This window comes from Planococcus sp. TJ-302, assembly GCF_058268455.1.
This window is the reverse complement of record NZ_JBZDOI010000001.1, coordinates 1,929,904-1,943,041: the sequence shown is the minus strand read 5'-3', so window position 1 is coordinate 1,943,041 and position 13,138 is coordinate 1,929,904. Positions and strand designations below refer to the sequence as shown.

Annotated in this window: 7 protein-coding genes and 1 riboswitch; of the genes, 2 read left to right on the top strand and 5 right to left on the bottom strand. The window is 46.2% G+C overall.

The features are described from left to right. Positions 1 to 162: 162 nt before the first annotated feature. A complete protein-coding gene (locus AC4EHB_RS09450; RefSeq protein ID WP_490981280.1) occupies positions 163 to 2,988 on the top strand; it encodes an endo-1,4-beta-xylanase in 2,826 nt (941 codons plus the stop codon). 1,429 nt (positions 2,989 to 4,417) lie between these two features. Beyond that, positions 4,418 to 7,282: an ATP-binding protein gene (locus AC4EHB_RS09445; RefSeq protein WP_490981279.1), complete on the top strand. Its 2,865-nt coding sequence runs from the start codon at positions 4,418 to 4,420 to the stop codon at positions 7,280 to 7,282. Positions 7,283 to 7,355: 73 nt separating this feature from the next. On the opposite strand, the gene AC4EHB_RS09440 is transcribed toward AC4EHB_RS09445, so the two are convergent. The 5 genes from AC4EHB_RS09440 to AC4EHB_RS09420 form a co-directional block, all read right to left on the bottom strand. Then, entirely contained in the window at positions 7,356 to 7,712 is a 357-nt protein-coding gene (locus AC4EHB_RS09440) for a response regulator transcription factor (RefSeq protein ID WP_490975310.1), read from the bottom strand. A 17-nt stretch (positions 7,713 to 7,729) separates the two neighbouring features. Continuing rightward, on the bottom strand, positions 7,730 to 9,127 hold the full coding sequence (locus tag AC4EHB_RS09435; protein WP_490981278.1) for a glycosyltransferase family 2 protein: 1,398 nt from the start codon (positions 9,125 to 9,127) through the stop codon (positions 7,730 to 7,732). Continuing rightward, complete coding sequence (locus tag AC4EHB_RS09430; RefSeq protein WP_490981277.1) at positions 9,127 to 10,179, bottom strand: HEAT repeat domain-containing protein; 1,053 nt, start codon at positions 10,177 to 10,179, stop codon at positions 9,127 to 9,129. Before AC4EHB_RS09430 ends, AC4EHB_RS09435 begins: the two co-directional genes overlap by 1 nt. Further along, entirely contained in the window at positions 10,176 to 11,780 is a 1,605-nt protein-coding gene (locus tag AC4EHB_RS09425) for a diguanylate cyclase (RefSeq protein WP_490981276.1), read from the bottom strand. The genes AC4EHB_RS09430 and AC4EHB_RS09425 overlap by 4 nt, the downstream gene beginning before the upstream one ends. A 251-nt stretch (positions 11,781 to 12,031) precedes the next feature. After that, on the bottom strand, positions 12,032 to 12,913 hold the full coding sequence (locus AC4EHB_RS09420) for an amidase (protein WP_490981275.1): 882 nt from the start codon (positions 12,911 to 12,913) through the stop codon (positions 12,032 to 12,034). Positions 12,914 to 12,959: 46 nt separating this feature from the next. After that, a riboswitch (cyclic di-GMP riboswitch) is annotated at positions 12,960 to 13,051 on the bottom strand. Positions 13,052 to 13,138: the final 87 nt, after the last annotated feature.

The following is a 13,138-nucleotide window of genomic DNA, read 5'->3' as shown; positions in this document are numbered from 1 at the left end:
TATACAATCAACCAGAGTATACGTAGAGTCCGAAAAGCGATGATCGGAATTAGTTATTGTATCAATTAATAATGTGCCATAAAAATAAACGAATTACACAAAAAATAAAAATCAAAGTGATGGAAGGAATGAAGTTTATTGAAGAAAAAAGCTGGAAATTTATTGACGTATTGTTTAGCGCTGATTTTAATCCTGGTCTCGTTTACCGGTACCGCAATGTCGGGCAACAAAGCTTCAGCGGCAGAAATTGTGCCGCTGAAAGAAGTCTATAAGGACCATTTCCTGGTCGGCAATGTTGTCAGCCCAGGCGACTTAACCAATACAGCGAAGTATGATTTTATGAAGTTCCACTATAACGCGTTAACACCTGAAAACGCTACGAAGCCAAACTCCTTATGGCTTAATTCGACTGATGAACCGAATTTCACATCAGCTGACAGCATGTTAACTCAAGTCAATGCCGACGGTTTTTATACCTTAGGGCATACATTGGCGTGGCATAATCAGTCGACTGGCTGGCCGCCTAGCGGCCTGAATTATGAAGAGGCAAGAACCAGCTTGGAAAGGTATGTCTCAACAGTCGCTGGGCACTTTAGCGATGGTGATAATAAGCTCGACGCCTGGGACGTAGTTAACGAAGCATTCAGGGATAATCCAGAAAACCCGACCGACTGGCGGAACGCGCTTCGCTCCGGCGTTAATCCAGTGGAACGGCCGGCCAGATGGTTTGAAGCTTACGCTAACGGTGGAAACGGCTGGGATTATATCTATGATGCCTTCTTGTTTGCGCGTGAGGCTGCTCCGGATGCCACACTGTATTACAATGACTTTAACGACGAAGAGCTCACCAACAAAGCAATCGCGATTGCCTCAATGGTCAAAGAGCTTAACGAAAAATATGCAAATGAACACCCTGAGGCAAACGGCAGGAAACTGATCGAGGGCATCGGGATACAAGCGCATTACAACACACGGCTCAAAGTAGAAAATTTAGACGAAGTTTTAAAGATTTATAGTGAAACCGGTGCTGAGATCAGCATTACCGAACTCGACGTACAACTCAACGGCACTTCAGCCAACGTTCTCCCTACCGAGGCGCAATTGAAGGAGCAGGCGGTAGTGTACGCCAAGCTGTTCATGCTTTACAAGAAGTATTCTGATTCTATAGAACGCGTCACATTCTGGGGCGTGGCCGATAATAACAGCTGGCGCAGAGCGGGTCACCCATTGCCATTCGACTCCAATCGTGCACCAAAAGAAGCATATTGGGCAATCATAAACCCGGAAGCCTATCTAGGGCTCGAAGAGTCACCGCCGGAGCTCACATCGTTTGACTTCGAAGGCGATGATTTCAATGTCGCAGGCAAAACCGAATTTGATGTTAACGTGCCAAAAGACGTATCAAACATTGACTTCTCTGCCGCGGACGTCGCATACGAATACCCTGCTGATGATGTTGACGTCAACGTTACGCTCAATCCGGAAAGCGGTGCAGTGAGCGCTGGCAAGCCGGCCGTGGCGACGGTGGAAATAGCCTGGAAGGAATCTCCGGATATATCGACGACGTATACGATAAACTTTGGACATATGACGGCCGAATGGGAGCAGGATCAAAACTATCCGGATACGGGCTACCGCTCATCGGTTAATATCCGCTTCAGCGACGGTGAAACCGAACCGAAACTGTTTCAGGAATTCAATAATACAGACGACGGTAAACTGGCAATACTCAACAGCAAGGAATTCCAGCCCTTGCCAAAACATACAAGCGGCACGCTCACCATTCGTACAGAAAGCAGCATAGACGATGATTATTTGAAAACATTGACGCTGAAGAAATCTCTATGGGATCAGAATTGGGCCCCGATTATTCCGACACGTATTACAGATTTTAATACGCCGGAAAATTATTATAGATTGGCCAAAAATATAGAATCTGGTAATACGTATATTGTTGTCCCTGTCGACTCAAGTCTGGCTCTAACCAATAAAAGCGTAAGTTCTGTTGAGCCTACTGGCAAACGCGGGCTTGCAGGCAGTCCGGTCGTCATAGATGACGGCATTATTATAGAGCCGGAGCTGATCCAGGACAATATGAGGTTCATCTTTAATGAGCAATCCAGCCCCGATCCGGGACCATACACAAGCGCGAACGGATATACTGGATACACCATGTTAAGCTTGGTTCATGGCGGCCTTGTCGCTCCTTCTATTATGTACCGGGATTTGGGCAGCGACAATACGGCTGCTTTACGCACAGACTCAACTATTACAAATAGTGCATTAGATCGAGCGGTATGGTTTAACACCGGCATAGATCCTGAAACAGGCGAGACGACGCTGTTTTCACATACGGGTTCTAGCGATCAAACTTATGCACTGTACGGAAACGAATACGGTTTCGTGACTCAAAAAGTTGACTCACCGGAGGACGATGCAGGCCTTCGTGTTAAGCTGTATGAGTACGTGTCCAACTCTTTATACGAAGACTTAACGAGTCTGGGCTTAGAAATAAGCCTCTCCCCTGTGGAGCGTATCGTTAGTGGACGTGACGCCAATATCCCTCTCACGGCGGATGTCCCAGACGGTTCTGAAGCCGTGTTGAAAAAGGATGGCGTTTCAGTGGCTTCCGCGACATTCGCAGACGGCCGAGCGGTGATCGATGTTAACGGCAGCGATGTTGACGCCGGCGCAAATTATGCAGTTGTTATCTATGATGGTTCCGAGATCCTTGGCGCGAAGATTCTTCCGGTAGTCACTGTCGACAATGCAACGCCGACAGCTGCGGTAGAGAAACTCAAGGGGAACCAGAATAAGCTGACAGTTAGCGTTACAGAATCATATTCCGACGGTTCGACGGAAGAGGCTTTCACTGAAGAGATACGAATCAGCAACAACGCAACAGACACCTATCAGGTGGGACCATATGAAGTTTATGTGGACACTAAAGGCAAGCAAGTCCGTGAATGCTATATTGTAGAGGAATAATCACCGACACATGAAGCGACATCTGATGATGATAATCAGTTAGCCAGTTCCCTTTGCAAGCACCTAACAACAGTGCTTGCAAAAAAGCTTGGCTTGCGGGGATAAAGTGAATTCGGAAAAATAGACAGAAAGAAAAGAGACCATTGTGGAATTAAGAAGCGGAACGCCGATTTCAGGCTGTGTCAGCTTTTAAAAAAAGATGAATACGTTCATAATTGTAAAAATGGCTATATTTATTAGTCAGAAAGCCTACCTGCTCGATGTTCAGAAGCTTGGTTCTGTTAATACATTTGGTCCTAGCTGCATCTCTACCGTTAGAAACCAATCTAACAGTGGAGGTGCAGCCTTTTTATGTTAATTGATTTGAGTGGTCGAATGTGACTGCGGTTTAAACAGTGAAAATTTCCTGTTCTTTTTTCTCTCTAATGCCTTTTTAAAAAATGATTTAAAATGTAAAGGGCCTTTTGCGGTATTAAGAGAAAGAAGAAGTAAAAGAGAGCCTTCTAAATTAAAGTAATCGTTCAAAATTACGTAAAGCGCTTCCTAAGTCAATATTATTCCCAGATATATGAAAGTTATGGAAACTCTAATGAAGCTCTATGGAAAATTCATCACAATAGAAGAATGCGGTAAAATTATGGCTCTTTTCTTGACTGAAATCCAACAAGAAAGCCTTAAAAATCAGGGGAATTTATTACACGGAAAACAATAGCTTTATAGAAATTAAAGAAAATATGGAAATATTGGATCCAGAGTTGCAAAAGAGATTGTGGGAAATCAGCCTCGAATTATGCACAGATGAAAAAACAAATGAAATTTCAAAATCTTTTTCGATTAATCGGTAATTTGAGAAATAAAATGAATCCACACTCCCTCTTTTAATATGAATCTGTTCCAAACGAATCGGCATTTTTTACTGGAAATTTCATCGCGATTTTTGAAATTATCATTCATTATAAAAAATAAAAAAGCATATATATGGAAGTTGTAATAGATTATACTTAGTACAAATCCTCAAGCAATATTTGCAAAAGATGATTTGTATAAGATGGAAGAAAGAGGTTAAAGCATTCTTTTTTTGAAACCTAATACTTAGATATTGAACTATGGAATCTTTTTATTGAGGCTGTGTAAAATAAAAAAATATAAAAATTTTTTTAAGAGAATTATCCAGCGAAAGTGTGGCAAAGGGCTAGGCGGAGTAATGAGAAGGATGTACTTTCCGGCTCATTATATGCACCAAGGAGGTGCCAAAACTTTTGGCACCTCCTTTGCGACGAGCTTGCGCAGAAGCAACGCACTTTCATGTTTCGAAGCTAGCTGGCGAAGCGATGCAGAAACAATCGTCTTTGCTCTACCCAAAGCGTCTTGAGCGGTATTAATAGTATTTTTATATGAACCATAGAAACAGAATCCAGGAGGCACGTGCATGCGGAAATCAGCAGAAAAAGGGATCAGGCATAAATATTTACGGTTAACCATTTCGTCGTTGTTAATTTGTTCGGTTCTGATCACCGGCATTTACTTTTACATCAACGCGCAGCAGCAGGCACAAGAAGCTGAATACAACGAATTGATCGACAAGCGGGAAAAGCTGAAAAAGCTTTCTCAGTCGTTGAATCAGCTGTTTTTTCGGGTCCGGGGCTTTTATGCGTTTCAAAACGAGCGGGAACTGGAACTTGCCTATGTTGAACTGGAAAGCTTGAAAAATACCATTAAACAGATGAACGCGCTGAACTTGACCGCGGAAGAACGGGGACCGATCGCAGATTTGAGCGAGTTTTTGGTCGAATATGAAAACGAAGTGTTCCCCAATTCCATTGCGGCTGTGCGGGCGAATGATTATGCGCTGCTACGGGAATTGTCGCGTAATGGCACCAACTCGACGGTGAATGCCTTTGTGGCGTTTGCGGCTGACAACGAGAGGGATTCTGAAAATGCGCTGCAGCAATTGAACCAGGATATTTTAAAGCAAGCCGAGAATTTCGCCTTTTTGCTGACGCTGTTGTTTCTCCTGTTGTTCGTCATTATCGCGATGATCATTTTGCGGGCGTTGAATGATATCGTCAAGCCGGTGGAAGGAATGCGGAAATCGATCGAGGGCTTTGTCAGCGGTGAGGAAGTATCCTACAAGCCGCTTGACCGCTCGGATGAACTGGGCGTGTTATCGATGACGTTCCACAACATGATCAAGACCATCCAAGGCAACCAGGAAGAGCTGACTGCACAAAACCAGGCCTTGCTGCTGAATCGAGGGGAATTGCAGGAAAAGCAAAGCAAGCTTGAGGAATCGCTTGAAGAAACAGAGAAAACCAAAGATCGTTTGATTCGCTTCAACGATTTAAATCACGTGCTGTCTTTTACTTTAGACAAACAAAAACTGGCGAATGCGACGATTCAATATTTCAATGACGTGTACGACATCGACACCGGTGTGCTGTGGCTTCCGAAGTCGGGCGAATTCGCATTGACGGGAGTTACCGCCGTGATGTTCCAGCAATTCCAGGAAGAGCGCATGCCGTATCTCACGGACCGGTTAAAGGACCGCGAATCGTTCACGATGAAGCGGGAAGCGCAGCATGAAAAAGGTTTTGCGATGGATAAAGTCTATGTATACGATTTATACGCCTCGGTGAAAAACGAAGAAAAAGACGACATCGCACTGATCGGCTTATCGAGAGTGGGCCGGCCTTTCTCGAAAGAAGAAGAGCAGGACATCAGCGGCCTCTTAAACCAGACGCATCTCGCCATCGACCGCATTCAATTATACGATGCGGCGATCCATGAACGGATGTTAAACGAACGCATTATCAACAACATCAATGAAGGCATTCAATTCATTTCAAAAAATGGCAATATGGTGCAGCACAACGACACGATGTGCACGATGCTGAATTGCGGCGACATGCCGCTCGATACAAGTGTCGACCAGGAGGTATGGATCCAGGCCATGTCCAAACAAACGACGACGCCTGAACAGATGCATGAATTCTTGCGCAAATGCATCGATGAAAAAGATTCGACGTCGAATACCTTCCAATACACCGTTAAAAAACCGTATGAGCGCGTGATCGATGTCTACAGCACATCGGTTATCGTAGACAAAGAGAAAACAGGGACCATTTTTGTGCACCGTGACGTGACGCGCGAGCACGAAGTGGACAAGATGAAATCTGAACTAGTCAGCACCGTCAGCCACGAACTCCGTACGCCGCTGTCGAGTGTGCTCGGATTTACGGAATTGCTGCTGAACAAGCAGCTGAAACCGGAAAAACAGGAACGCTATTTAAAAACGATTTACAAAGAAGCGAAACGCCTGACCAATTTGATCAACGACTTTTTGGACTTGCAGCGAATGGAATCCGGCAATCAGGTCTACCGAATGGGCAAATTGTCGATGAGCGAAATGATCATCGAGACGGCTGAGAAATTCCGTACACAAAACTTGCACCCGATCGTCTTTATCGATGATGCTTCCGATGTCAATGTCGAAGGCGACCGCGAGCGCCTGGCGCAAGTATTGATGAATTTGATCGGCAATGCCATCAAGTTTTCACCGCAGGGCGGGAATGTGACGATTTCGATGAAAAACGACTTGAAAAACCTGCAGGTAACGATTCAAGATCAAGGAATCGGCATTCCGGCTGAAGACATTCCGAAGCTGTTCTCGAAATTCCAGCGCATCGACAATAGTTCGCGGCGCAAAATAGGCGGCACCGGCCTCGGCCTGGCGATTTGCCAGGAAATCATCCTGAAACACGACGGAAAAATCTGGATCGAGTCGCAAGAAGGGCTTGGCACGGCAATCCATTTTGAGCTGCCGCTGCTGTCTGAAACGGTCGAATACGCCACTCATGAAGGGGCGGAAGAAAACCCACCGGTGATGATTGTGGAAGATGATATGAGCCTTGCCTTGCTGCTGTCGGAGGAATTGAAGTTGAACGGCTTCAAAGTGATTTACCACACGAGCCCTGAAGAAGCGTTTAAAGAAGCGAAACGGACACCGCTCGTCGGGGCCGTGATCGACATTATGCTAGGCGAAGAATTGAGCGGCTGGGACCTGGTCGACATGATGAAAAAAGACGCAACAACAAACGATATTCCGATTGTCATTTCATCGGCCCTGGACCCGATTGCGGACGTTCAGAAAATAACGAAAATCAGCCATTATTTGACGAAGCCGTACGCACCGATCGATTTATCGCAAGTGATGAAAAGGCTGCTGAATGGCCAGCACCAAAACGGCGTTATTTTTTACCCGGAAAAAGAAACGGTGCCAGGCGAAAAGGACTGAATACCAACAAATTTCAACGCAAATACAACGAAAAAAACGAACAGCCTCCCGGTGGGGGCTTGTTCGTTTTTTTTTAGGAAGCGAGTATTTTCTCTACAAGTGTCAGCAATTCCATCGGGCTGAACGGCTTGGACATGAAATAGTCCGCCCCTTTGAGTATAGCTTGTTCACGGTCTGCGTCTTGCGCTTTGGCTGTCAGCATCAGCACACGGGTGTTGTTTTGGTCTTTCCTGACTTCTTCGAGCACTTCGATGCCGGTCAAGTAAGGCATCATATAATCAAGGACAATTAGGTCGTAATCGTTTTCCCTGATTTTTTGCAGCGCTTCTTTGCCGTCTTCCGCTTCTTCGATCTTAAAATCGTCTTCGAGCGTATCGGTGATCAGGATGCGCAAAATGTCTTCGTCATCTGCCACTAATATTTTTTTCATAGGTGTGCCTCCTTAAACTAAGATGAAATGCCTTTGCGTTTCATGTCGCCCCAATGTGCTTTTTTCTGAAACACGGCGAAAATCCCTTGGACGCGCCATAGAACCATCAGCGGGCGGTACCAAAAAGCCTCGGTCAGCGCCCAGAAATAGAGGCGCGCGAGATGGGACGCTTTCGGGTATTTATGAAGCGTCAATTCTTCCAGCAGAACGGCCAGTGCTGAAATGAGCGAGCCGTAGAATATGGTCACTAAAAAGAGCACGCCTGCCGTATTCGGGTCGACGAGCGAGAAGAAAAAGCCGCCGAAGATGATGAAGTAACCGGTAAACTCGAACACGGCGCCGAGGAGTTCCACAAACAGGAAGTAGGGCATGGAAACCAATCCGATGGCGCCGTATTTCGGATTCAACATCATTTTTTTATGGGCCCAAAGCGTTTCGAATAATCCGCGCTGCCAGCGTATCCGCTGCGACCGAAGAACTTCGAGCGATTCGGGTGCTTCGGTCCAGCAAACGGGATCTGGAATATATTCAATGCGCTGCTTGGACTTTTCTTCCCGCAGCAGGCGGTGCAGCCTGACCACCAATTCCATGTCTTCGCCAACGGTGTTTTTATTGTAGCCGCCGGCTTGGATTACGCGTTCTTTGTTGAAAACGCCGAAAGCGCCGGATACAATGAGCAAAATGTTTAAATGGCTTAAAGCGAGCCGACCGATTAAAAAGGCGCGAAAATACTCGATGATCTGCATCAGGACAATTGGATGCTTTGGCAGGTCGATAACTTCCACTTTGCTGCGCGAAATGGTGGAGCCATTGGCAATCCGTACAGAGCCGCCGGTGACGATGATTTGGCCATCCGACTCGATGATGGGTTTCATCGTTTTCAGTAAGCCGTCATTTTCCAGGATCGAATCGCCGTCAATGGCGCAAAAATAAGGGTAGGAAGACAAATTGACGCCTGCGTTTAGGGCATCCGCTTTTCCGCCATTGGCTTTTTTAATCAAGCGGATATACGGGAATATGGTCGATTGGTAAATGGACACGATTTCGGCTGTTTCGATGTGGGTGCGGACAGCGAAAGGGATCTGTTTCATATTAAACGCTTCAATCATGCGCTCGGATGTTTTGTCTTTCGAACCGTCATCGATGACGATGACTTCTTTTTCAGGATATTCCAGTGCTAACAACGAGCGTACGGTGCTGACCACACCAACTTCTTCATTATAGGCAGGAACCAAGATCGAGACGGGGTATGTATTCTGGTTCCCCAGGAAATCTTCTGTGGATTCTCTTCGATCGAGTTTGTCTTCTCTTTTTACTTTTCGGAATGCCAGCAAAAAAAGGAGCAGATAGCTCAAGCTTGAAAAAAGCATATAAGCAATAATGACGTAAGCTGCTATTTGAAAAAGGGTATGCATTATTTTTCACTTCCTAAGAGGGACGATTTCCACTGGGTTGCCATGTCCCGGGCAAAGCGGTCCGAATGGGTGGCGGATAGATGGGCAAGGAGGATATCTCCATCCGCAAACTGCACCAGCGCTTCGGCAGAGGAATATCTGACCCACCAAACAGAATCGCCAAGCAGCTCGCTAAGCGTTTCTTTAAAGCGGGACAATTGCAGCCTGCCGGCAATTCGGGAAGCAAACATCCGCTCTTGCCAGGAAGATGACTGGAAAAATGGCAGCAATAAGCTGGGATCACTTAGATATTGCAAATGGAAAATGGCTTTTAATGCCTGAATGCGCATCTCGGCGTCATTGTTTTGCAGCTCGCTTTCAATGCGCGGAAGAAACGCTATTAATCCGGTCATGCCAATATAAGAAATGGCTGCGTGCTTCAATGTCTTGTTGTTTGTTTCATTTCGCAACGCAGCACTGAGCTCTTTTGATCTCGTGTGCTTTTCCAGGCGCTTGAAGATATCCAGATAAAGGCGGACGGGCGCTTCGGGATATTGCGCCAAGACAGCAAGGGTTTCGGGCTCATTCAAAGAAGCCAAGGTTCGAAGGAGTTGCTGCGTTTCCTGGTCCAATCGAGTGGTTTTGTAAAGTTTTTCTTTCAGCATGGGCGTCATCGACTGCATATGGAAATCTTCTATATAGTACAGTGTATTCATCCGGATCGCCCAGCTTCTCTGCGTCAGCTGTTTGGCGTAGCGCTCTTTCAAGAAATCTTCAGACAGTTTGGCGACAAGCGGGGAAGTGGTGCTCCCTTTTGTCACCGAAACGTAACCATTCAGCAAACGCTGAAGAACGACTGTCTGGTGAGAGGTGGTGCTGATTTTCTGGAGGAACCGGTCATCGGCAGGATCCATCATATAAGAGCTGAAGGCATCGGTTAAGGCATCGTATTGCTGGTTGATCGTTCGTTCTTTTGCCGATAGCTTTTGTTTGCGCAAAGCTAATACGAGCAAAAGGACGAGCTGGCTCAGGAATAGGAAGACATTCAGTATCCAAAAAGAATAAATAGTCAATTGAACATCCTCATAGTAAGCCGCTGAACGCGTGCCACGATTTCCTGTGCATAAAATGGTTTGAGGATGTAATCGTCTGCACCGCTTTTTAAAGCCAGTACAATGTCGGATTCGCTGTTGCGCGAAGTCAGCATGGAAATGACGATATTTTCATGCGGGTACTTGCTGCGCACTTGGTTCAATACTTCCAGGCCATCCATTTTTGGCATGACGCCGTCGAGTAAAATCATGTAATTGTCGTCCGGTTTATACCACTCGGATTCAACGAAACTGGCGCCGTCCGCATATTCCTCTATATAAATGTCGAAATCGTCCGGCTTCCAGCTGGAAAATTGCCTCGAAACCAATTTACGCACAAGTGAATCGTCGTCGATGATGATGATGTTAAGGTGGCGGCGCAGGTCATCGTTCGCCAGTTCGTAGACGATTGTTTGGTTTCGCCCATTCTTTTTCGCTTTGTACAGAGATTGGTCTGCCATGCTCACCAAGGTATCGTGTTTAAGGCGGTATTCACTGATGCCAGCGGAAAAGGTCACTTGGAACGGCTCGAAGGCGACAATTGAAAAATCGCTTTCAGCAAAAGCAGCACGAATGCGCTCGACTAAAATGACGGCAGCCTGTGCTTTTGTGTCCGGAAGGATCAACGCGAATTCTTCTCCTCCGTACCGGAAGAAATAATCCGATTCCCGTTTCATGTTCAATACGAGCTGGCTGAATGTCTGCAGCACTTTATCCCCAACCGGGTGGCCATAGGTATCGTTGACTTTCTTGAAATGGTCCAGATCCATCAAGACGAGCGTAAAGGTGCTTCGGGTCCGCTCCGCTAAAGTCGTCATGTGCGCCAAGACATTATTGAAATACTTCCGGTTGCCTGCGCCTGTCAGTTCATCGAAAAGCGTCCCTTTTGAAATCGCTTCTTGGTTTTGCAGACGATTGATGACATAAGCTGTAAAAAAAGGCATGTTCATTGGCTTGGCAAGAAAATCGGTTGCCCCGATTTCCATAGTGCGGATCCGGTTTTCGATGCGATCATCGGCACTGATTACAGCAATCGGCAGGTAGCGGCTTTTGGCCGCTTCGGAAATGCGGGAAGCCAGGTCAAATCCATCAACATCAGGCAATTGCAGATCCACAATGACCATCTGCGGCTGTAGAGTATAAACAAACTCCATGCCTTTTTTGCCGGTAAGTGCAATAACGACCGGAATGCCTTTTTCTTCTAGGGATTCTTTTATGGAAGAGGCGAATTCTGCGTCCGCGTCAATGATTAAGACAAACGACTCTTTTACCGTAGGGTCTTGATCGAAGTTCGCTGCTGCTGGCAAGTCGGGCTCTTCCTCGGTGAAAAACGCGGTCAGCGAGGCCATGAAAGAGTTCAACGAAACGACCGGCAGCAAGGTAGTGCTGTCTTCTGCAAAAAACGCCATTTGCGCGCCGCAAAACTGGGACAGCTCCATGAGGCCGATTGTACCGGCCGTGCCTTTCATCGTATGTAAAAACCGGTAAATTTCCCGTTCTTGAACGTGTTGCTGTGCCGTCCATTTGGAAAAATCTTGCTCCATCCGATTGGCAAGCATTGCTTTATAATTTATTGGGGACATCCCAATTCACCTACTTAAAAAAGATTTCACTGTCTCCTATTATACTATATTGGCTCGTGTAATATAATAAAACTAAACCATAATATGTAAAGTTCTGTATAAAAAGAAAATTTTTTATTTCATAAATTTCAGAGAATCTGGCTTTTGTTCGGCTTATTGCTGTAATTCTTTACCGGGTGAAGGAACGGAAATTGCCGAATGGCCAACAAAAAAAGACCTGTTGATGGCATGCATCAACAGGTCTTGCGTGTTTATGGCTGCAGCGTCATCCAGCTGCCGACGTGGTGTATGGCATTTCCTTTGTACGCCGGATTTCCTGCGTAATGGGCAGCGACTTTGGAAAGTTCCTGTTCCATAAAGGCTTCGCCTTCTTCTGCAAAGGTGATGATGCTGCCTTCATTCGTAACATCGGTTTCTACGCCGACAACAATGCTTTTGCCATGGCGTTGAGCCATGGCCATTTCGTTTTTGACAACGTCGATAATCATCGGTGCTGAATCACGGTAAGCCATGATGGTGACGCCAGCCGTATTGGCGATGACCCATTCAGCGAGTAGGCCCGTACCGTACGTGTTTTTGTATTTGATCTCATCAAACCAAAATGGCATATCGGCTTCTAAGGGAAGGGCCAGTTTTGCGGTGCTTGTGTGGGCTCTTTGGACAAGCGATTGAAACGCTTTTACGGTTGCTGCCCGGTTTGTGTTCCAGCCGCTGTATAAATAAGGTTCAACGTCCAAATGGACACCGGCAAAGCGAGCATTTGCCGTAGCCTGGCTTTGGTAATCAGCCAGCCAAGCCATGAGCCGGTCTTGGTTTACATAGCCCTTCGGCGCGACCCATGAAGGGGCTCCGTCGAGCGCGTAAACGTTGATTCCCAACGCTTTCGCTTTGCCGATGAAACTGCCGTAGGCGGCTTTTGGAATGTCCTGGTCGATTTGAACATACACTTTGTTCAGTTGTTTGCTTTCTAGGAAAGCCAATGTGCCTGCCTCATCCTCTACAAACATCCAAGGATTCCAAAGCCATGTAGCACGAACTTGTTGCGGCGCTTCACTTGCTTGGACGTGACCGGGGCTGCTAAAGGCCGCCAATGAAAATAATGCCATGACAATTACCACCGCTTTTTTCAACATTTTGTGGGTTCCTCCATTCTGTTAGCCAAGGCCCACAGAAGGGGTGCCTGGCAGCTTGACGGCCGTGCACTGTGTGATCAGTGTGTAGGCTCATAGCTTTGCGTCCTTACCTTTCGGATAAGTTTGCCTTTTTCAGATTATTAATACTTATTGTAACGCTTGTGGATGACTTTAGTCCAATTACTATAGAACTATTAATAGGTGCTTGTCTAAAATTCATCTTTT

What these genes read in the sequence shown, in the direction of transcription:
- AC4EHB_RS09445 (WP_490981279.1), top strand. Translation starts at nt 4,418, where the DNA reads ATGCGGAAATCAGCAGAAAAAGGGATCAGGCATAAATATTTACGGTTA.
- AC4EHB_RS09425 (WP_490981276.1), bottom strand. Translation starts at nt 11,780, where the DNA reads ATGTCCCCAATAAATTATAAAGCAATGCTTGCCAATCGGATGGAGCAA.
- AC4EHB_RS09440 (WP_490975310.1), bottom strand. Translation starts at nt 7,712, where the DNA reads ATGAAAAAAATATTAGTGGCAGATGACGAAGACATTTTGCGCATCCTG.
- AC4EHB_RS09420 (WP_490981275.1), bottom strand. Translation starts at nt 12,913, where the DNA reads ATGTTGAAAAAAGCGGTGGTAATTGTCATGGCATTATTTTCATTGGCG.
- AC4EHB_RS09435 (WP_490981278.1), bottom strand. Translation starts at nt 9,127, where the DNA reads ATGCATACCCTTTTTCAAATAGCAGCTTACGTCATTATTGCTTATATG.